At 37.7% G+C, this 22706-nt stretch carries 13 protein-coding genes; 9 read left to right on the top strand and 4 right to left on the bottom strand.

Annotation, left to right across the window (positions count from 1 at the left end):
- Positions 1–20: 20 nt before the first annotated feature.
- Positions 21–2207, bottom strand: coding sequence for a pentapeptide repeat-containing protein (locus LDL57_RS07100; RefSeq protein ID WP_225507384.1), 2187 nt, complete (start codon positions 2205–2207; stop codon positions 21–23).
- Between the two features lie 279 nt (positions 2208–2486).
- The gene (locus LDL57_RS07095) at positions 2487–4694 is read right to left on the bottom strand and encodes a pentapeptide repeat-containing protein (protein WP_180560030.1); all 2208 of its coding nucleotides are present in this window, start codon (positions 4692–4694) and stop codon (positions 2487–2489) included.
- A 340-nt stretch (positions 4695–5034) separates the two neighbouring features.
- Between LDL57_RS07095 and LDL57_RS07090 the strand changes: the two genes are divergently transcribed.
- The 9 genes from LDL57_RS07090 to LDL57_RS07050 all read left to right on the top strand — a co-directional run bounded on the left by LDL57_RS07090 (position 5035) and on the right by LDL57_RS07050 (position 19095).
- A complete protein-coding gene (locus LDL57_RS07090) occupies positions 5035–6258 on the top strand; it encodes an MdtA/MuxA family multidrug efflux RND transporter periplasmic adaptor subunit (RefSeq protein ID WP_180560087.1) in 1224 nt (407 codons plus the stop codon).
- Positions 6258–9398, top strand: coding sequence for an MdtB/MuxB family multidrug efflux RND transporter permease subunit (locus LDL57_RS07085; protein ID WP_180560031.1), 3141 nt, complete (start codon positions 6258–6260; stop codon positions 9396–9398). The genes LDL57_RS07090 and LDL57_RS07085 overlap by 1 nt, the downstream gene beginning before the upstream one ends.
- Positions 9395–12472: a multidrug efflux RND transporter permease subunit MdtC gene (gene mdtC / locus LDL57_RS07080; protein WP_180560032.1), complete on the top strand. Its 3078-nt coding sequence runs from the start codon at positions 9395–9397 to the stop codon at positions 12470–12472. The genes LDL57_RS07085 and mdtC overlap by 4 nt, the downstream gene beginning before the upstream one ends.
- The gene (gene baeS / locus LDL57_RS07075) at positions 12469–13872 is read left to right on the top strand and encodes an envelope stress sensor histidine kinase BaeS (protein WP_180560033.1); all 1404 of its coding nucleotides are present in this window, start codon (positions 12469–12471) and stop codon (positions 13870–13872) included. The genes mdtC and baeS overlap by 4 nt, the downstream gene beginning before the upstream one ends.
- Positions 13869–14561, top strand: a complete 693-nt coding sequence (gene baeR, locus LDL57_RS07070; RefSeq protein ID WP_180560034.1) for an envelope stress response regulator BaeR — start codon at positions 13869–13871, stop codon at positions 14559–14561. The genes baeS and baeR overlap by 4 nt, the downstream gene beginning before the upstream one ends.
- A gap of 124 nt (positions 14562–14685) precedes the next feature.
- Positions 14686–16068: a prephenate-dependent tRNA uridine(34) hydroxylase TrhP gene (trhP, locus tag LDL57_RS07065; RefSeq protein ID WP_180560035.1), complete on the top strand. Its 1383-nt coding sequence runs from the start codon at positions 14686–14688 to the stop codon at positions 16066–16068.
- A 469-nt stretch (positions 16069–16537) separates the two neighbouring features.
- A complete protein-coding gene (gene fbaB / locus LDL57_RS07060; protein ID WP_180560036.1) occupies positions 16538–17587 on the top strand; it encodes a class I fructose-bisphosphate aldolase in 1050 nt (349 codons plus the stop codon).
- A 422-nt stretch (positions 17588–18009) separates the two neighbouring features.
- On the top strand, positions 18010–18279 hold the full coding sequence (locus tag LDL57_RS07055) for a hypothetical protein (protein WP_180560037.1): 270 nt from the start codon (positions 18010–18012) through the stop codon (positions 18277–18279).
- A gap of 330 nt (positions 18280–18609) precedes the next feature.
- Entirely contained in the window at positions 18610–19095 is a 486-nt protein-coding gene (locus LDL57_RS07050; protein WP_310740171.1) for a UbiD family decarboxylase domain-containing protein, read from the top strand.
- Between the two features lie 479 nt (positions 19096–19574).
- Here the strand turns inward: LDL57_RS07050 and LDL57_RS07045 are convergent, their stop codons facing one another.
- A complete protein-coding gene (locus LDL57_RS07045) occupies positions 19575–20819 on the bottom strand; it encodes a hypothetical protein (protein ID WP_225507382.1) in 1245 nt (414 codons plus the stop codon).
- A gap of 1290 nt (positions 20820–22109) precedes the next feature.
- Positions 22110–22700, bottom strand: a complete 591-nt coding sequence (locus LDL57_RS07040; RefSeq protein WP_225507380.1) for a DUF4347 domain-containing protein — start codon at positions 22698–22700, stop codon at positions 22110–22112.
- Positions 22701–22706 lie beyond the last annotated feature (6 nt).

Raw genomic sequence — 22706 nt, 5'->3', positions numbered from 1 at the left:
TGACGATAAAAATGCCAGTATTAACTCCAGGCCGGTGGCATAATGCTAGCCAGCGTGGTAGGGAAATGATTTTTTATATGCTCAACCATTATGGTTGACAGCACAGCCGTACAGCTAAAGGCATTATTGTAGCCCAGCAATCTATCGCTCCAATCTTGATACTGTTCTTCACAAGCAAATGTTTGCGGTGCCAATTGATGTGCCTGCTCCATTAAAGCAAAAGCAAAATACCTTAATGCATTTGGTGACTCGGTTCCAGTGCCAAATATTGCACTGGAAGAATATTTACTAAAGACAGCGGCCAGCGTTAATAAGGTTTCTGCCTGCTTTGATCTATCTGCGTTAGACAAATTATAAGCTTGCAGCAATTGTTGCCTATAACCATCAGTTAAACGATAACCTGCCGCATCATTTTCCGTATATGGCATAAACTTATTATTAAATATGGCTGCCAGTTTATTCTGACTGTAAAAATCAATTAATTTTATTTGAGAAGTGCGTTGTTTTGTCGCGGTTTGAAAGGTGGACTGTAAGTCACCTAGCTGTAAGGTAGTTAATAATTTGCTAAATTTTGCTCGTTGTTGTTGAAAACGATAGTTTGGCATAAATAATTTAAAATGATGCTGAAAAAGATCATCTAACTGATAATCTGCCGGGCCGATATTCTCCTGCCCCTGATACAAATAGAAGTTATGCCAGTTGATATCCACTTTTTGCGCTTGTATACCGACCATTTGCTGTAGCTGATTTTGTGACATCATCATGGCATAGTGACTATTTTGCTGTGGGGAGAGCAATATAAAATTATAAGCATCTTTATTAGACCAATCAGAATTGCCGGCATAATTACCAAAATCAGGCATCATCGTATAAAGTGCAATACGTCTATCTTGCAGATAAAAATCATACAGCGTTTTAGTCTGCTCTTTAAGGCTGCTATCCCCCGCCATTATTTGTGAAATTAACTGAATAAAGGCGCCATTATGGCTAAACATCAGCTCTGGCTTGGTATACATACAAGTCAGTAAAGTTGCTACCAAAGGATCGTCTAATATTGGCATCATGCTGATATTATATTGTGTCAAATAGAGTGGCAAAATATTGTTATTGAGCCAGTTGATGATATCTGGATCCTGATTATAGGGTGCTTTTGCCAAAGTATTTAACAAAGGCTCAACCACCGATAATAGTGAAACTTCTTCAGCGCTGTTGTCTAATGAATTCATTAGCTGATGTACCAAGGTAATTTTTATTTTATTATATTTTTCATCGATACTATCAATGGTCGTTAACAAACTAGAATCATTGTTGATATAATTAAGATAACGATCTAAATTATCAATATTCCAAACCGGTAAAGCGATATCACTTAGCTTTGCCTTGTCTAAATTAGCACCAGTTAAAATAGCACCATTCAGATTGGCCCCCTTAAAATTAGCCTTACTTAAGTCAGCCCCATTCAACTTAGCTTTAGTAAAATTAGCGTTACTTAAATTGGCACTATTCAACTTAGCGTTAGTGAAATTAGTGGAGCTTAGATTAGTGTGGCTTAAATTAGCTTCTGCCAGATCAGCCTCAATAAAAACACTGGATTGTAAATTAGAGTGACTAAAGTCAGCCTGGCGCATATTAGCTTCGACCAATTTGACTTGCTGTAAATCAGCCTTCACTAACTTAGCATTTTGCAAATTAGCCCCATTTAGCTCAACATCAAACAGCTTAGCATCATTTAAATTGGCATCACTCAGATCCGCCTTTATTAATTTAGTTCTATACAACCTAGCATGGCATAACGTTGCCATATTCAGCTTAGCACCATTAAGACAGGTATAATCAAGATTGACACTATCCAATCTGGCATATTTTAGTGTGGCATCTGTCAAATTAGCTATTTGCAGATTGGCGCCATTTAAACGGGCTTTATCTAAATTAGCTTCTTGCAATCTAGCCCGCTCGAAATCAAGCATTGCTAAATCAACTTCGTTTAGTTGAGCTTTACGCAAATCTAGCTCAGCACCAACCGGACGTTGCATAATTAATTTATCTAAAATCTCACGTTTGCGTTGTTGTAAATCTCTTTTGTCATCAATACCACAATCATCAGAAATGACCTGCCTTAAAATTGTTAAGTCAGAATGTGGCTCTGAGGGTGTATCAGTAGTTGAGCGAAAGATAGAATTAGCGCCATTAGAAGAGGAAACTTGCATAATCACTCCTTGATTAATTTATAAATGTGGAAAGGGTAATATACGAGTGATTAAATAGAGTATGATTGCAAAAAACCGCTATTTAATGGCTATTAATTATTATTTAATCATTTTTTGACTTTTATTATTTTTTTATCTGTTTTAAAAAATATTTTTGGCTAATTATGTTGCATATCTATTAGGCAAGCTTGTGACGAAAGCTGACAAAATTAACGTCTCTAATAACAAATAATCAGAGACGACTCATCGATTAAATTTAAGGTGATATAATCAGCGCAACTAACTCCAGGCCGGCGGCATAATACTAGCCAGTGTGGTAGAAAAATGTTGTTTTATATGGTTAACCATAATAGTGAATAACACTGCTGTACAACTAAATGCATTATCGTTGCCTAGCAATCTATTGCTCCAATCTTGATACTGTTCTTCAGATGAAAATATTTCAGGTGCCAATTGATATGCCTGCTCCATTAGAGCAAAAGCAAAATACCTTAATGCATTAGGTGACTCGGTTTCAGTACTGAATATTGCGCTGGAAGAATATTTGCTAAAAACGGCGGCCAGGCTTAATAAGGTTTCCGCCTGCGTTGATCTATCTGCGTTAGACAAATCATAAGCTTGCAGCAATTGTTGCCTATAATTATCGGTTAAACGATAACCTGTCACGCCATTTTCTGTATATTGCTTAAACTTATGGTTAAATATTACTGCCAATTTTGCCTGACTAGCAAAATCGATTAACTTTATTTGACAAAAAGGTTGTGTTATCGCTGTTTGAAAGATCGACTGTAAATCACCTAATGCCAAGCTAGCCAATAATTTTTTAAAGCTGGCTTGCGATTGATGAAAACGATAGTTTGGCATAAATAATTTAAAATGATACTGAAAAAGATTATCTAACTGATAATCCGCCGGGCCAATATTCTCCTGCCCCTGATAGAGATAAAAGCCATGCCAGTTGATATCCGCTTTTTCCGTTTGCATATCCAGCATTTGCTGTAACTGATTTTGTGACATTATCATGGCATAGTCACTATTTGACTGTACAGAAAGTAGGATAAGATTATCGGCATCTCTAGTAGACCAATCAGCCTGACCAGCATAATCACCAAAATTACCTTCAGTATAAGGGATAATACGGTTATCCTGTAGATAATAATTGTACAGCGTTTTAGTCTGATGCCTGAAGCAACTATTACCCGCCATTGCTTGTGAAATCAATTGAATAAAGGCCCCATTATGGCTAAACATTAGTTCCTTTTGCTTGCTAATACAACTCAACAAGGTTGGCAACAGGGGATCAGTCGGTATCGGCATCATGCTGGTATCATATTTGGCCAAATAAAGGGGCAAAATATTGTCATTAAGCCAGTTAATAATTTTCGGATCCTGATTATAAGGCGCATTAGCCAAAATATTTAACAATGGCTCTACCACCGATGACAGTGAGATATCTGGGCAACGTTGGTCTAATGAATTAATAAGCTGATGCACCAGCGCTATTTTCTCGTCACGATACTTAAGATCAATGCTGGCGATGGTTTTAAGCAGACTGGTCCTATTGTTTATGTGATTAAGATAGCGATCCAGATTATCCTGGTTCCAGCTAGGTAGTTTTATATCGCATAAGTTTGCACCCGCTAATTTAGCCTCACTTAGATTAGCCCCAGACAAATCTGCACTACTTAAATCCGCGCCACTTAAATCAGCGCCACGTAAATCCAACCCACTTAAATTTTTGCCACTTAAATTTGCTCCACTTAAATTTATCCCACGTAACGTCGTGATATAGATATTTGTTTTTCTAAAATCCACCTCTCTTAAATCCACTTTCCGTAAATCTACGCCTAATAAATTCACTTTAGCGAAAGTAGCCCCACGAAAACTTGCACCTGCTAACTTCGCACCAATTAACTTTACATTAGTCAAATTCGCACCAGCTAAATCTGCCGCCCTTAAATCTACGCCAAATAAATCGACATCAGTTAAATTCACGCCACGTAAATTAGCACCATGTAAATTTGCACCACGTAAATTGGCACCACCTAAATCTGCATCACTCAAATCGGCATCATGTAAATCCGCACCACGTAAATTTGCTTGAGACAAATTAGTTTTTGTCAAATTAGCAGCTATCAATAACGCATTTTTCAATTTACTATGATTTAAATCAGCATGTTGCAGTTCAGCGTGAGATAAATTGACTCTGCTCAAGGGTAAAGATGCCAAATTGGCATCTTGCAGATCAATACCTGATAAATTATTGCCACTGAGGCGGATCTTAATTAAAAATTGGCTAACAAAATGGCAGTCCTTGTTAATTAATTTCTTTATGCGCTGACAATTATTTCGATGTACCACCTCTTTATGATTATTGTAAATAGTCAAGATTGTCTGGCTTAAACGTTGGAAACGGGAAGATGAATCTGAAGCACTGTGAGCTGAATTAACGATAACATCGGCACGGTTAGTGGTTGTCACACGCATACACATTCCTTGATTAGTTCATAATGAAAGCGAGATAGTATGTTAGTTATTGATAAAATAATATGATATAAAAAACCACTATTTAATTACCCCTAGCAATTCTTTTTTGTTATTACATACTTATCTAAATGGCAGTAATAAACATATTTGTTATTAATCACTATCTTTAACCTATACCCTTTAGCTAATTTATGCTTATCACTGACTGACTGATATAATTTCCATATTTCCTTCATTTTTTTATAGCAAATACTCGCTAAACTATAGAATGAAAATAATTTATTTAAGCAATTAAAAAAATATTTACTATTGCCAGCACAATAAGAACGCTAAGGACATGATGAACAAAAATAATCGCCGCCGAAAAATTGTCATATCTGCTATTGCCATTGTTTTTTTATCCTTTATTGGGATGTTTACCTGGCATTATTTTTATCCACAAACCACAACGTCAGGTTCCTTATCAACAACGCAAGCACCAAACCAAAGCTCAACTAAATCACGTAAAATACCATTACCGCCGGTGCAAGCGGCATTATCAGTGCGACAAAGTATTCCCCACATTCTGACTGCATTAGGTACCGTACAAGCTGCCAATACCGTAACGGTAACCAGCCGTGTGCAGGGACAATTAATGGCACTCCATTTTACCGAAGGACAAACGGTTAAAGCCGGCGATCTATTAGCTGAAATCGATCCGCGGCCATTTCAAATCTCGCTGGCACAAGCAGAGGGACAATTAACGAAAGATCAGGCACAATTACGTAATGCCAGACAAGATTTAGCGCGTTATCAAAAACTAGCCGCCAGTAAGGTTATTTCACAACAAGAGTTAGATAAACAGCAAACCTTGGTTCAACAAGCAGAAGGCAGTGTTAAAATTGATCAAGCAGCAATCAGTAATGCTAAACTGCAACTGACCTATAGCCGAATTACGGCACCCATTGCCGGTCGTGTAGGTTTAAAACAGGTCGATATTGGTAATTTCATCGCCGGCAGTTCAACTTCACCTATCGTTATCATCACTCAAACAACCCCGATTGATGCTCTTTTTGCACTACCTGAAGCCGATATTTCGCTGATCAAAATCGCTCAACAGCAAAACACTAAAATTCCAGTGATCGCCTGGGATCGCAATAATAGCGCCCAAATTGCAGCCGGTTATCTGTTAAGTACCGATAACCAGATTGATAGCACCACTGGCACATTAAAAATGAAAGCGCGCTTCCCCAACCAAGATAATAGGCTTTTTCCTAACCAATTTATCAATATCCATATTCAAGTTAATACGCTAAAAAATGTGGTGGTGATCCCAACCGCCGCCTTACAAATGGGCAGTATTGGTCACTTTGTCTGGACAATAGATAAAAATAATGTTGTCAGTAAACAGAAAGTAACAGTGGGTTTACAGGATGGTCAAAAGACTATTATTAGCACAGGGTTGGACGCTGGTGTTGGTGTTGTTACCGATGGTGTCGATAGGCTGGTTGATGGGGTAAAAGTTCAGGTGGTTACCCCAAACGATCAATTAACTTCCTATGCTAATACGACGGAGAAATCTTAATGCAGTTTGAGACTCCGGAAAAAAGTGGGGGTCCCTCACGGTTATTTATTTTACGCCCGGTAGCAACCACGTTATTTATGGTTGCCATTTTATTGGCTGGTATTATTGGTTACCGTTTTTTACCGGTCTCAGCCTTGCCACAAGTTGATTATCCGACTATTCAAGTCGTCACCCTCTATCCGGGTGCCAGCCCTGATGTGATGACTTCCGCTATCACCGCACCATTAGAACGTCAGTTGGGACAAATGGCTGGTTTAAAGCAGATGTTTTCCCAAAGTGCTGGCGGTTCTTCAGTAATTACGTTAACTTTTCAATTGTCACTGCCATTAGATATTGCTGAACAAGAAGTACAAGCAGCTATTAATGCAGCCAGTAATCTATTACCGAAAGATCTGCCCTATCCTCCCGTTTATAGCAAAGTTAACCCGGCCGATCCGCCCATTTTAACCTTAGCCGTGACCACCAATGCCCTGCCTATGACCCAGCTGCAAGATATGGTTGAAACACGGGTAGCGCAAAAAATTTCTCAAGTCGATGGGGTTGGATTAGTCACCCTGGCGGGCGGTCAACGTCCGGCAGTCCGTATTAAACTAAACCCCCAAGCCGTTGCTTCTCAGCAACTGGATAATGAAACTATTCGGCTCGCTATTAACAATGCCAATGTTAATTCAGCCAAAGGCAGCCTTGATGGCCCCGCTCGATCAATTACGCTTTCGGCTAATGATCAAATGAAATCATTAGCCGATTATCGCTCACTCATTATTGCCTATAAGCAAGGTGCCGCGATCCGGCTAGGTGATATTGCTACGATTTCACAAGCAGCGGAAAATACGCAATTAGGCGCTTGGGCAAATAAAAAACCAGCTATTGTGATTAATGTACAGCGCCAGCCTGGGGCGAATGTCATTAAAACCACCGATAATATTCGAAAAATTCTACCTGAGTTAGTTAAAAATTTACCAAAAGCAGTTAAAGTTAATATCCTGACCGATCGAACAACGACTATTCGCGCTTCAGTTAAAGATGTGCAATTTGAATTAATACTCGCGATCGCATTAGTTGTCATGGTGATTTATCTCTTTTTACGCAATGGTGTCGCAACCTTAATTCCGAGCATCGCCGTTCCTCTATCCCTGGTGGGTACTTTTGCCGTCATGTATTTTTGTGGTTTTTCGATTAATAATCTCACCCTGATGGCCTTAACGGTAGCAACAGGATTTGTGGTAGATGATGCGATTGTGGTGATTGAAAACATCTCCCGCTACTTGGAAAAAGGGGATAAACCGTTAACGGCAGCGCTGAAAGGCGCTGGTGAGATTGGTTTTACCATTATTTCATTAACATTTTCATTAATTGCTGTGCTGATCCCACTGTTTTTTATGAGTGATATTGTCGGTCGCTTATTTCGTGAATTTGCCATTACGCTGGCCGTAGCAATTTTAATTTCAGCTGTAGTCTCCCTCACTCTGACACCAATGATGTGTGCCCGTTTACTTAAAGCTGAGGTAAAAACCAAATACAATCGTTTCGAGCAAGGCTGTGAGATAGTGTTTGATAAAATGATTGCGATTTATGGCGCCTGGCTTAAACGCATTCTCAATCATGAATGGATAATATTAGCTATCGCGGTCGGCACATTATTACTGACCGCATTACTCTATTTTATTATTTCAAAAGGTTTTTTTCCCTTACAAGACAATGGATTACTGCAAGGTGTAATAGAAGCACCACCATCAAGCTCCTATGCCGCCATGGCTGATAAGCAGCAACAAGTGGCTGAACGAATATTAGCCGATCCAGCAGTAGAAAATGTCATTACTTTTGTCGGTGTCGATGGTAGCAATTCGGCCCTCAATAATGCGCGATTGCAAATTACCCTTAAGCCATTAAATCAACGTCATGAGCGAATTGACGTTATTATCCCTCGGCTACAACATGCGGTTAACAATATTCCCGGTCTTAAGTTATTTTTACAGCCAATGCAAGATTTAACCATTAATACGCAAATTTCCCGTACCCAATATCAATTTACTCTACAAGCAACATCTTTAGAACAACTGTCAATATGGGTACCCAAGCTTCTCAACGCATTAAATGCCGATCAGCAACTTACTGATGTAAGTAGCGATTGGCAAGATAGAGGGTTAATTGCCAATGTAACGGTTGACCGCGATACGGCCAGCCGTTTAGGCATTAGTATGTCGGCCATTGATAACGCATTATATAATGCTTTTGGCCAACGAATGATCTCGACCATTTATACCCAAGCCAATCAGTACCGAGTTATTCTTGAGCATGGCGTTGAAGGAGGAGTTGGTCTGGCGGCATTGAATAATATTCGTTTGCGAAGCAACCAAAATACCATGGTGCCACTTAATACTTTAGCTAAAGTTGCACAACATTATGGGCCTTTATCAATTAATCACTTAGCCCAATTTCCCTCGGCCACTTTTTCCTTCAATGTTGCCAAAGGTAGCTCGTTGGAAGGGGCGGTTAAGGCAATCAAACAGATCGAAGATCAAATTAAATTACCCCATGAGATTGTTACTCAGTTCCAAGGAGCAACCTTAGCATTTGAAAGAGCACTAGCTAACACTTTATGGTTAATATTAGCCGCTATTATTGCCATGTATATTGTGCTAGGTATCTTATATGAAAGTTTTATCCACCCAATCACCATTCTTTCTACCTTGCCCACCGCAGGGGTGGGCGCGCTATTAGCCTTGATGATGGCAGGCTATGAACTGGATATTATTGCCGTGATCGGCATCATATTACTGATTGGGATCGTCAAGAAAAACGCTATTATGATGATCGACTTTGCCTTAGCTGCAGAGCGCGAACAAGGTTTATCGCCCCAGGAAGCCATCTATCAAGCTTGTTTATTACGCTTTAGACCTATTTTGATGACTACTATGGCCGCTCTGCTAGGCGCGCTACCTTTAATGTTAAGTACCGGCGTCGGCGCTGAGTTACGCCGGCCGCTAGGAACCGGCATGGTTGGTGGCTTAATTTTGAGTCAAATCTTAACCCTTTTTACCACACCCGTGATCTATCTACTTTTTGACAGGCTAGCTAATTATTGGAAATCTGGCCGTCAACATCAACAGGTATCAAAAGGAGAGGAGCCATCGCTGTGAAATTGTTCGCATTATTTATCGAACGTCCGGTAGCATCAACCCTACTGAGCGTGGCAATTACCCTTTGCGGTGTTTTAACATTTATGTTGTTACCGATCGCACCATTACCACAAGTGGATTTTCCCGTTATTAAAGTCACCGCCTCACTGCCAGGGGCATCACCGGAAACTATGGCTTCTTCGGTCGCGACCCCTTTAGAGCGTGCTTTAGGTCAAATTGCTGGTATTAACGAGATGACTTCCAACAGTTCGCTCGGTAGTACTAACATTACGCTGGAATTTGATCTTGATAAAGACATCAATAGTGCTGCCAGGGAAGTACAAGCGGCATTAAATGCGGCGCAAAGTATGCTACCTAGCGGTATGCCATCACGGCCACGTTACTACAAAACTAATCCAGCCGATGCGCCGATTATGATCCTAACCTTAACCTCTAATAGCTACCCCATCGGTGAAATATATGACATGGCTTCGACGCGCCTGGCACAACGTCTTGCCCAAATAGCCGGTGTCAGTGAGGTTTCTGTTAGCGGTGGTTCGTTACCAGCAGTACGTATTGAACTCAATCCCTCGGCCCTATTTAATCAAGGGATCGCCCTTGATGCAGTCAGAGAAGCGGTTAATAATGCCAATGTTCGTCGTCCACAAGGTTACCTTCATGATGAACAATCACGCTGGCAAATAAAAACCAATGATGAATTAAAAACCGCTGCCGATTATCGACCGATTATTATTCATTCCCATAATAACTCTGTAGTTAGACTACAGGATGTTGCTAATATCAAAGACTCGGTACAAGACATTCGTACCGCCGGTATGGCTGCCGGCAAACCAGCCATTATTTTAGTCATTCGCCGAGAAGCGGGCGCCAATATCATTGCTACCGTCGATCGTATTCGTGCCGAGCTGCCTGAACTTAGAAAAATGCTACCTGCAAGTATCAATTTAACCATCGCCCAAGATAGAACGCCGACAATTCGAGCTTCGCTGACGGAAGTTGAGCGAGCATTAGCGATTGCAATTGGTTTAGTGATCTTAGTGGTTTTCTTATTCTTACGCTCTGGTCGAGCAACTATTATTCCCGCTATTGTGGTACCCGTTTCGCTAATTGGTAGTTTTTCAGCTATGTATTTATGTGGTTTTAGCCTGAATAACTTATCGCTGATGGCACTAACCGTCGCGACCGGTTTTGTTGTCGACGATGCAATTGTGGTGATTGAGAATATTATGCGCCACATAGAAAATGGTTTAGCGCCACATAAAGCGGCTATTATCGGTGTCAGTGAGGTTGGTTTTACCGTCTTGTCGATGAGTATTTCCTTAATTGCCGTTTTTATCCCACTATTCTTTATGGGGGGATTAGTTGGCCGATTTTTCCATGAATTTGCCATTACCCTAGCCACAGCCATTTTGATCTCATTATTTGTTTCCCTTACTCTTACCCCCATGATGTGTGCTTATCTATTAAAAAAAACCAAAAAACACAGTACCCATAAGATAAGTGGCGTAGGTCGGCTATTATTAAAAATACAACAAAGTTACGGCGTCACATTAAATTGGGTTTTAGCCCATCAACGTAATGTGTTATTAGTTTTATTCGCGACCATGGCTTTAAACATTTATCTCTATATCAGTATCCCAAAAACCTTCTTCCCCGAACAGGATACCGGCCGATTGCTAGGTTATGTTCGGGCCGATCAGAGTATCTCTTTTCAAGCCATGAAAAACAAAATGACACAATTTATGACCCAATTGGCAGGAGATCCAAGCATAGACAATGTAACCGGTTTTACAGGTGGCAGCCGAATTAATAGCGGTTTTATGTTTATCTCTTTAAAACCCCTTAACCTGCGTAAAGAAACCGCTAACCAAGTTATTCAGCGATTGAGAACTCAACTAGCAAATGAACCAGGCGCTAATTTATTTCTTATACCAGTGCAGGATATTCGCGCGGGTGGGCGTCAGGCTACTGCCAGTTATCAATTTAGCCTACTTGCTGATGATCTTAATCAATTACGTCAGTGGGAACCACAAGTTCGTAAAGCCCTGGCTGAGCTGCCACAACTGGCCGATGTTAATTCTGACAAAGAGGACAAAGGCTCTGAAATGGCGATAACTTATGATCGTGACAAAATGGCACAATTAGGCATTAATGTTAAAGAAGCGAATAATTTACTTAACGATGCCTTTGGCCAGCGACAAATATCAACGATTTATCAACCTATGAATCAATATAAAGTTGTAATGGAAGTGGCACCTGAATATACCCAAGATGCCAGTTCATTAGCAAAAATGTTTGTAATTAATAAATATGGCAAAGCAATTCCGCTCTCCTTTTTTGCCAAATGGCAACCCGCTAATGCCCCGTTAAGTGTTAATCATCAAGGGTTATCTGCCTCATCAACGATTTCTTTTAACCTTAGTGAAGGTTATACTCTTGATGATGCCATTGAGGCCATTGAATTAACCATGATCCAATTAAGTGTGCCATCAACAGTGCGTAGTACCTTCTCGGGTACTGCAAAAATATTTCAAGAAACCTTAAAAACCCAATTATTTCTGATTATTGCCGCCATCGGTGCAGTCTATCTTGTCCTTGGTATTCTCTATGAAAGCTATATCCATCCATTAACCATTATTTCCACGTTACCTTCTGCTGGTTTAGGTGCTTTGTTAGCATTAGAGCTGTTTAATACCCCTTTCAGTTTAATTGCACTGATTGGTATTATGTTATTAATTGGTATTGTTAAGAAAAATGCCATTATTATGGTGGATTTTGCCATCCAGGCGCAAAGGCAGGGTCAACTAAGCGCACACGATGCCATATTTAAAGCCAGCTTATTAAGGTTTCGACCCATATTAATGACAACCATCGCGGCGATTTTTGGCATGCTACCGCTAGCACTAGGTAATGGTGATGGGGCAGAATTACGCCAACCACTAGGTATAACCATTGTTGGCGGCTTAATTGTTAGTCAAATATTAACACTCTATACCACTCCAGTGGTTTATCTCGCTTTCGATAAGCTTCAAGGCTATCTACAACAAAAACGCCAGTTGGCGAGGCTTGCATGAAAATACACTTTAGCGGTGTTACCAGTAAGCTTTTTTTTGCTATCTTCGCCCTCTGTCTGTTGATCGTTTTTACTATGCATTGGGGAATTAGATTAACTTTTGAGCAAGGTTTTATTGGCTACATAAAACAAACCAATGAATTACGTACCAGCCTAATTGCTCAAGCCCTGACGGAACAATATCAGCAAACCGGTAATTGGTCTTTTTTGCAACATAATGGCCGCGCAGTAACCAGGATCATTAATACCCTGGAACAAGAAAACTTTCTGCCGACGCAATCTTCAGCAAAAAGCTGGCGTACGCAAGTTTGGATTGTTGATCATAATATGGACAGACTTTCAGGTCGTGGAAAATTACCGATTGTTAGTGAAGATATTATTCAAAAGCCAGTCAAGTATCATAACCAGATCGTGGGTTGGGTGATGAGTAATGCAGCTGATAAAATCAGTCGTGAAGCGGATATTAATTTTGATCGTCAACAACATATCACCAGTTCTCTGGTCACCATGTTCTCATTGCTACTGGCGCTGATCACCACTTTTTTACTGGCCAGAAATTTTCTCAAACCAATTAAACATATTCTTGAGGGGACTCACCAACTTACTACTGGTAATTTTGCCGTTCGTGTGCAGATCTCGAGCCGCGATGAACTAGGCCAATTGGCTAAATATTTCAATCAGTTAGCCTCAACATTAGAAAAAAATGAACATATGCGGCGTGATTATATGGCAGATATCTCTCATGAATTACGCACCCCATTAGCTATATTACGGGGTGAGCTCGAAGCCATTCAGGATGGTGTGCGGCCGCTTTCCGTTACAACATTACACTCTTTATTGGCTGAAACAAATACATTAATTAAACTTGTCAATGACTTACATCAGTTATCCTTGTCTGATCGCGGTTCACTGGTTTATCGAAAAAAAAATATCAATTTAGTCCAGCAAATTGAGTTAGCTATCAGTAGCTATCGTAGCCGATTTGCTGATAAACAAATAACGTTAAATATTACACTGCCTAGTAAAATAACGTTAAATGCAGATCCTGATCGTTTAGCTCAACTATGGCATAATTTACTGGAAAATAGCTTGCGTTATACTCACTCACCAGGCTCACTGGTTATTCAAGGTTATGTTGCTGAACATAGCTTTTATCTCATTTGGCAAGATAGTGCACCCGGCTTATTAGACGATCAATATCCCTATATCTTTGAACGCTTTTACCGGGTTGAAAACTCTCGTAATCGCGCCAGTGGCGGTTCAGGGCTTGGCTTAGCAATTTGCTACAATATTATCGAAGCCCATGGCGGCAAAATTATCGCTTCAGCCTCCTCTTTAGGTGGGGTAAAAATTAGCTTAGAATTACCGTTAGATGATAACCATAAAAGCCAAAGTGTATGAGTTGCGAAAATGTCTGCTACCGTATTTTAGTTGTTGAAGATGAACCAAAGTTAGGCCAACTGTTAGTTGATTATCTGCAAGCCGCAGGTTTTCAGAGTGATTGGCTACTCGATGGTAATAGTGTTATTAAGCAAGTAAAAAATTTTTTACCTGATCTAATTCTACTTGATCTAATGTTGCCAGGAACGGATGGCCTATCAATTTGCCGTCAATTACGTCAATTTTCAGACATTCCTATTATTATAGTGACAGCCAAAACAGAAGAGCACGATCGCTTAGTTAGCTTAGAGATTGGGGCTGATGACTATATCTGTAAACCCTTTAGCCCCCGTGAAGTGATAGCTAGAATTAAAACCATTTTACGTCGTTGCTATCGACAAACTAACGCCCAAAATAGCGATCTGAAGCTGATTATGGATGACAGCGCTTATCAGATCCATTATCAACATCAAACCGTTGAATTAACTCCGGCTGAATTTCGCTTATTAAAATTTTTATCCCAGCATCCAGGTAAAGTTTTTTCCCGTGATAAACTGCTGAATAACCTCTATGATGATTATCGTATCGTTACTGATCGCACCATTGATAGCCATATAAAAAACTTGCGCCGCAAGTTGCAACTATTAGATAAACAACGGCAATTTATTCGTTCAGTATACGGTTTAGGTTATCGTTGGGAACCAGTTTAATTAAATTTTGCCAATCCAGCTGCCGGTTAATTTGGCTTTCATCTCATAAGACGTTAGAATTAACAACTTAAAACTTATCCGCTTAAGAATAAGTACTGACTTGTTATCAGATTGAGAACTCATCATGTTTACGCCAGAATTACTTTCTCCCGCAGGTTCCCTAAAGAACATGCGTTATGCTTTTGCCTATGGCGCTGACGCTGTTTATGCTGGACAGCCTCGCTATAGCCTCCGTGTTCGTAACAACGAATTCAATCATGAGAATTTAGCTAAAGGTATTAAAGAAGCCCATGAAATGGGAAAACGTTTTTATGTGGTGGTTAATATTGCGCCGCATAATGCTAAATTAAAAACCTTTATTCGTGATCTTACTCCGGTTATTGAAATGCAACCGGATGCTTTGATTATGTCCGATCCTGGTCTAATCATGCTAGTGAGAGAAACATTTCCAGCCATGGAAATCCATCTTTCTGTCCAAGCAAACGCCGTTAACTGGGCAACAGTAAAATTTTGGCAACAAATGGGATTAAGTCGCATTATTTTGTCTCGTGAACTCTCTATTGAAGAAATTGCGGAGATTCGCCAACAAGTACCTGAGATTGAATTAGAAATTTTTGTTCACGGCGCACTTTGTATGGCCTATTCGGGTCGTTGTTTACTATCGGGTTATATCAATAAGCGCGATCCCAATCAAGGAACCTGTACCAATGCTTGCCGTTGGCAATATAAAGTACAGGAAGGAAAAGAAGACGCAATCGGTAATATTGTTCATCATCACGAACCTATCAAGATAAAAAATATTCAGCCCACTTTAGGTAGTGGGCAACCCACCGACAAAGTTTTTTTAATTGAAGAAACGAAACGTCCCGGTGAATATATGACCGCTTTTGAAGATGAGCATGGCACCTATATTATGAATTCAAAAGATCTACGGGCAATTGAACATGTAGAACGTTTAACTCAGATTGGTGTTCACTCATTAAAAATTGAAGGACGCACCAAATCCTTCTACTATTGTGCTCGAACTGCTCAAGTTTATCGTCGGGCTATTGACGATGCCGTTGCTGGTAACCCTTTTGATCCTACATTATTAACCACATTAGAAGGCTTAGCTCACCGAGGTTATACCGAGGGCTTTTTACGTCGACATACTCATGATGCATACCAAACCTATGAATATGGTTATTCTGTTTCTGATAGCCAACAATTTGTTGGTGAATTCACTGGCCAACGTAAAGATGGGCTGGCAGAAGTGGACGTAAAAAATAAATTTAGTCTGGGTGATAATTTAGAGCTAATGACACCGGCAGGTAATATCCAATTTACCTTAACTGACTTATTTGATAAAAAAAATCTACCTATTCAAGTGGCACCAGGCAATGGCTATAAAGTTTACCTCCCCATTCCTGCGGACGTTGACCTGCATTTTGCGCTATTAATTCGCAATTTGGCTGGAACAACAACCAGAGACCCCCACGGCAAGCAACAACTGCAAACGGTAAAATAACTGCAAATACTAAAGTAAACAGTAACAAGTTTGCTTTAGTTATAACCCTTTGTTATCAATTTACGCGATCTTAAATAACGATAATATTAATGCATAATTTAAGGAAAAAATGCCATTTTTATGTATTAGATCACAGCAACATAATATTTATTATCATAAGATAGTTAGCGAAAAATGTAGAACTAGAAATTAATAGTAAGACTAGGAACCACCTTCTTTGCTAACTCAATCTCCCTTGAGTTAGCTTTTTCTTTTTGTAGCCGATAAATTTCTACTCTTTTGCCAGCCAATATTGTTAAGCAAAATAACAGTAAATCGTTAATAAAATAGTGCACACCACATTAACCAGCAACTTGAAAACTAACATTAAACTGAAGCGATCCACCTCTCTTAACTAAAGCAATATAGCTTGTTTTTCAAACTATAATGGATAACAATCAATCACATCGTCAATAAACGGGAGTAAATCATGACCGATATCGAGACATTGCTAGGCTCTGAAGCTGACAGTCTATTACAACATCGCTGCCAAACCATCGCCCAAGAAAAATTATACCTCCCCGGCAACGATTTTATTGATCGCGTCATGATAGATAATAACCGCCCAAACTCAGTCTTACGCTCAATGCAAACCCTGTTTGATCACGGCAGACTGGCGGGTAGTGGCTACCTTTCAATTCTACCAGTAGATCAAGGCGTCGAACATTCAGCGGCGGCCTCTTTCGCCGCTAATCCACTCTATTTTGATCCTAAAAATATTGTTGAACTGGCTATAGAAGCTGGATGTAATTGCGTCGCCTCTACCTATGGTGTTTTAGCGGCAGTTTCACGTCGTTATGCGCACAAAATTTCTTTTTTAGTAAAACTGAATCACAATGAAACACTCAGTTATCCAACTCAATATGATCAAACGCTTTATGCCAGTGTTGAGCAAGCTTTTGCCATGGGTGCAGTTGCGGTTGGCGCCACCATTTACTATGGGTCACTGGAGTCTCGACGCCAGATTGAAGAAATTTCCGCTGCCTTTGAACGCGCCCACGAACTGGGTATGGTGACGGTGCTATGGGCATATTTACGCAATTCAGCCTTTCAAAAAGGGAAAAATGATTATCATACTAGTGCCGATCTTACTGGCCAAGCAAACCATTTAGCAGCAACAATTGGTGCTGACATTATTAAACAAAAAATGGCAGAAAATAATGGTGGCTTTAAGGCTATTGGCTTTGGTTATACCGATGAACGGGTATATAGCTATTTGACAACCGATCATCCGATCGATTTGGTGAGATATCAATTAGCAAATTGCTATATGGGTCGAGCTGGGTTAATTAATTCCGGCGGGGCTGCTGGTTCAAATGACCTAAAAGAGTCAGTTCGTACCGCAGTTATCAATAAACGAGCCGGTGGTATGGGATTAATTCTTGGCAGAAAAGCGTTTAAAAAATCGATGAAAGAAGGTATTGCCCTTATAAATGCAGTGCAAGATGTTTACTTAAATAAAAAAATAACCATTGCTTAGTATTTACCACTTAATTAAATAGTATTGTGTTATTAATAATATATGTGTTGACGGTGATAAATGCTAATTTTGTATCACCGTTTATAATTTTTTATTTTTATTAAATCCAATAAATATAGCAAATCATTTACTCTGTATATTGAAATTCTCACCATCGGTTAATGTCGATATATTACAAAAAGCCAAATATAGTAGCTCCTGAGCAAATTAATAACAATAATGGTAGAGTGTTGCAATAAATAACTGATCAAGCTTCCTTGCTAATTATCACTTTATTTATTAGATCTAGGTCGCGAGTGATTAATATTATTTATTGAATCCATGAAATTAATATTTCCATTATCATTATGTTGATTAAAGATCACAATTTTTATATTTTATAAATTAAATAACGTTAGAAATATCACAAGGAGGTAAAAATAATGTTAAAATATCCATATTGTTTTGATACTTTTAGTAATTTTTTAGCTAAATGTGGTTTAGGTAAAATAGAACTAATAACAAAAGGATATTGCTTTTGTTATCAGTTACCGCAGGGAGTAAGCATCTATTTATATAAGAATGGTACAATACTAATACAAGCTAATCCCACAATTAAACAGGCTATTGAAATGACAATAAAAAAATCACTGCAAAAAAAAAATTCAATAGATTTAGCTAATGGAAATATTTATTATGCATACCTAACATAGTTTATAAATAATGGCTTATTATTAATAAGAATAGACTAGAGAAAGTAAAAGCCAATATCTTGATATTAGCGATAATAATTATCATCGCCATTATTCTTATTTCTTTAATACAGCAATATAATAAATCTACTAACAATATATATTTTTCTTGCGTTCTTAATGACTTTATAAATTTTATTTATAATATAAAATTAAATTGCTACAGATTGTTAATTTATAACCATACTATTTAAAACCCGTAGATCAATAGAAAATCGTTCCTTTCAATAGAGTAAAGATGAAAATCATACGATTTGGGGAACAATGATCTCTGCTTAGTTGCTGGAAATTATGCAGCAGGCAAAGTTACCCGTTGATTTTGTCTGGTGTTCTTATGAAGCAGCAACATGTTGGGCGGTGATTGCTATTGATATAGTAAAACTTGCCGCACTGAAAACCCATGCTAGCGATTTTGCAGCACAGATTGCGCAAGTGGTTTTCAACTCTCATGCCGGCTACTTAATTCCCAAGCTTATATTAGTTAGCAATGATATTGATTTTAGTGATATCAATCAGGTTGTCTGGGCGCTGGCGACCCGTTCACATCCAGCCAGAGATCATTTTATTTTCCCTGCCATTAAAGAATTTCCTATGGTACCTTATCTTAATCATGGAGATAAAATACTAGGCTGTGGCGGTAAAGCAATTATTAATTGCCTGCTAGCGGAACAGTACGATGGCAAAATGCATGCCACGACCGCCTGTTTCCAACATTCATATCCAAAGAGTATAAAAAATAAGGTGTTAACTAATTGGAAAAATTATGGCTTTCGCTAAACAATAAATATTAATTGTTTATTTTTTAACGAATTAAGCGCAGGTAAAATTTTTCTTTATGGTCGATAATTATACTTTTGTTAAACAAATAAAATAAATTATTTATATAAATTCTAGTATGTACTAATAACATTTTTTGCAGTAAAAATAATAACAATAACGAATTTGTATGTTTAGTGGTGTCAATATTAATAATTTATAAATCAACCTAGCGACAAAAAGTATATTTAACTAGCTATATATTAAACACTAGCCGAAAATCACTCTTGCAATAGAACTAGCACTTACTATTACTGAATGTGACAAAAACAACCTGATAATTGCGGTAAAATATCTAGTTATTCTAAAGTAATAATTTGTTAAATAGGGATATAAACCCTTTTAAAAATATAAAATTAAAATAAATTACTCATAACTATCAGATAAGCTTATGCTAGTTAAATAATTAATTAGCCTCTATAATTAATACAAATTCAGCATTATATAATGCCAGGCAGATCAAAATGCTCACCGTCATTAAAGCCAAACTTAATTTTTCCTGTATTACCATATTTATCAGTAACACTAATTGTTGGTGTATCAACAGCATTTACCCACTGTGTTTGCCAACTACCACCACATGTTGGCAGCACAAATTTATACAGATATAGTTCAGGGATCTTTTCATCACCATATTGGCTATCAGAGGTGTAAACCGCTGCTCGATAGGTATAATTGCTATCAACTACAAAATATTGGCCATTTACTGAAATAGGTGTGTGTTTACGAGAAGCTTCACTGTCAACTGAGGAAAAAAACCACATATTGACATGATTATCATTATTTCCCGCCCCTGCCGCGCTCTTATGAATAATAGCACATGCCTTTTGAGAACCATCTCTAATGCAAGAAAAGGCATCTTCCGTCACTTCATTATCATAATCCCATTCAATCGGACCTCTGTTTACACTACTATTGGTTAATTTCCCCCCACTAGAAAAATGCCAGCTATCAAACCCAGTAATTTTGCTGGCTGCTTTTGGTTTTAACTGGACACTACGAAATTCTACTTTTCCATCATTATGCGATTTAAAAATTCGTGCCCAAAAACGTGATGCCCAATTAAAATTATTTTTGAAGACTAAAGGACTGGCAACTAGCTCAGTGTTACTTTTGTCATAAACAATTTCTTCAAGCGCCTCAATATGTCTTTTTTTCGGAACGATATACGGTGAGCCTTCTCTTCCACCTGGTCCATTTTTTGTATTTGTACCATTTTGACTGGTATTAAAATAACCTACTTCTGGAATATAGATTCCGGCTGCGATATCGATACTACTCTCTTTTTTAGACGAGAGATAAAAGATAACCTCCAGTTTTGCTGTATCATTTACAACTTTGCTGTTGCTAAAAGCTATATCAAAGGAGGGTACATTAGTATAACCCTTGCTCTTTTCTGAATACACCCACGGATCGCTAGAATTAGAACTGTTATTCTCCCTATTTAATGGTTCCCCATTTCTAAAATAAACTAAATGTAAGTGTTTAAGTAATTCATCAGAAGGAATAATTAATGGCTGATTATTTTTATCAACAATTTTAACTTTTACTGAAATAGCAATTTGATTGGTATCATTACAAAAAATAATTGCTTTTTCAGCTGTTGCATTCCCTACAAAAGATAAATCAAGGCTATCCAAACGATAGAAATTACCCCATATTACATCTATATTAATATTATTCATCTGTTACCTCATATATTTGAAAGAATATCTAAACGTAATTGATATTGGATAAATATCAGTTGGAATATTATCAAAAAAAATTAAAATCATGTTGTTATTAATAGTTAATTTGTTTAAAAAAAAATTCCAAAACAAAAGTAATTATTAAAAAATTATTTTATTTTTTTATAAATAAAAACAACTCCATTAAACATCAATTAACTATAATAAGTAAAAGAGTTTAAAATAACGTAAAAAACAACTATAATAAGTCAATAATTATATTGATTACTAAGATAAAATTAATTATTATCATGATAATAATTAATTATTTAATTTATAAAACATTTACTTTAAATACCAAAATAAAATAATTTTATTATGATAACAAGAATAAAACTTAAACCTTTACATATATTGTTTAAATAATTAAATTGCTATTTAGAATTAAATTATCAACCCTCTAGAGAAATTTTACCTTTTAGTTAACTAAAAAATTATTTATTCTAGCAAACTGAATATTTTGGTATTAATACAACTGAATGATAAAAGAAATTAACACAGAAATTGATCCGAAATTTACCACTGATTGAAAAACTGACAGTTATTTCATTTAAATAGCTATATTCTATATTAATATTGTAACAGCTAAGCAATAACAAGATGTTAAGATCTCCATTTATAATTGACAAAAATAATCTTTGTAACCTTGTAAGACCTTTTTTAAATACAAAAGCATGAAATAACAAGTGGATAATCATTAAAATGAGGTGTAAGTTAAATAAGTTATGAAGATCAATACAGGAAATTAGGTGTTTTGAATAGCATTTTTTTATCTGTTAATATAAATCTCCTTCGAATACCAGGAACCCTATAAATTGGTGTTTCTTTTATTATTGCTTTTAAGAATATCCAGGATTTAAAGAATTAAGCCAAATATTAGTTTAAATAAATCAAAATGATATGAAGCAGCTTAATAAGATGATAACAAGGATGAAATTAAATAGCATCAATTTAATAAATGATGCCATACTAATCTTTATCAAAACTCTACTGGATTATGGTATTAATTTAACTGTTAATGCTCAACCATATTTTCAAATTAAAATCCGCTAACTGAAAAAGAGATGTAATGCTCCTTATTATTTATTAACGCCCTATTTGATTTCCAATATCTCTACCCAGTTCATCAATAGTAATCTTAATATTTGACACTGGTTCGACATACTCTCTTCTAGACTATTTTGCAGTATCTGCGTTGCAATGAACAAAATCATTCAGCCACCAGTAGTACAAAAACTCTCTTACTCCCTAATAAAATGGATAAAACGTTTCAGAATGATTAGGTATTCGTGGAAAAGGATATTCCCCGATTGATATAAAAGAACGATTATGATGCATCCAAGCTGTCGCACCAAACGCCCCCCCTTGCATAAAAGCGTCATTAACCATGTAGTGTGCTGGGATACTAGCACCGGCAATATTCATGGTTTCATACATTGTCATCGTACCATAATATCCTTGTACCGGCCTCTGTGTTAGCTGTGAAAGGCGCTCAGCCACACTGATACCCTCATTCGTCATATCAGCACTATGACAAACCAGCATTCTAATTTCAGTAAAGTTATAATCCATAATACCGTGCTCAAACAATGCATGATAGAGCCCCTCAGCATTTAAGCCATTGACTCCATCTAGAAATACACGTCCCGGTGTACCATGGGATACAATATTTAATCTACGGACAAAATTATCAGTATCAATTGCCACATAAGAAAGATGAACGCCTTGAGACGGAATATGTGGATTTGGGTTAAAACCATTAAATGCGTGAGATCCAAGAACCCTGGGCGAGTCAATTCTCATCTCTCTAATCTTGGTATATTGCATACCAGATTTCATTGCTGT

It is taken from the genome of Arsenophonus apicola (assembly GCF_020268605.1).
Classification (GTDB): domain Bacteria; phylum Pseudomonadota; class Gammaproteobacteria; order Enterobacterales; family Enterobacteriaceae; genus Arsenophonus; species Arsenophonus apicola.
The sequence above is the reverse complement of the archived record's forward strand: the minus strand, read 5'-3'. Positions and strand labels throughout refer to the sequence as shown.

Coding starts and splice junctions, on each gene's coding strand:
- LDL57_RS07085 (WP_180560031.1), top strand. CDS start 6,258: ATGCAGTTTGAGACTCCGGAAAAAAGTGGGGGTCCCTCACGGTTATTT.
- LDL57_RS07040 (WP_225507380.1), bottom strand. CDS start 22,700: ATGAAATCTGGTATGCAATATACCAAGATTAGAGAGATGAGAATTGAC.
- LDL57_RS07090 (WP_180560087.1), top strand. CDS start 5,035: ATGAACAAAAATAATCGCCGCCGAAAAATTGTCATATCTGCTATTGCC.
- baeR (WP_180560034.1), top strand. CDS start 13,869: ATGAGTTGCGAAAATGTCTGCTACCGTATTTTAGTTGTTGAAGATGAA.
- fbaB (WP_180560036.1), top strand. CDS start 16,538: ATGACCGATATCGAGACATTGCTAGGCTCTGAAGCTGACAGTCTATTA.
- LDL57_RS07100 (WP_225507384.1), bottom strand. CDS start 2,207: ATGCAAGTTTCCTCTTCTAATGGCGCTAATTCTATCTTTCGCTCAACT.
- LDL57_RS07050 (WP_310740171.1), top strand. CDS start 18,610: ATGCAGCAGGCAAAGTTACCCGTTGATTTTGTCTGGTGTTCTTATGAA.
- LDL57_RS07045 (WP_225507382.1), bottom strand. CDS start 20,819: ATGAATAATATTAATATAGATGTAATATGGGGTAATTTCTATCGTTTG.
- baeS (WP_180560033.1), top strand. CDS start 12,469: ATGAAAATACACTTTAGCGGTGTTACCAGTAAGCTTTTTTTTGCTATC.
- LDL57_RS07095 (WP_180560030.1), bottom strand. CDS start 4,694: ATGCGTGTGACAACCACTAACCGTGCCGATGTTATCGTTAATTCAGCT.
- LDL57_RS07055 (WP_180560037.1), top strand. CDS start 18,010: ATGTTAAAATATCCATATTGTTTTGATACTTTTAGTAATTTTTTAGCT.
- trhP (WP_180560035.1), top strand. CDS start 14,686: ATGTTTACGCCAGAATTACTTTCTCCCGCAGGTTCCCTAAAGAACATG.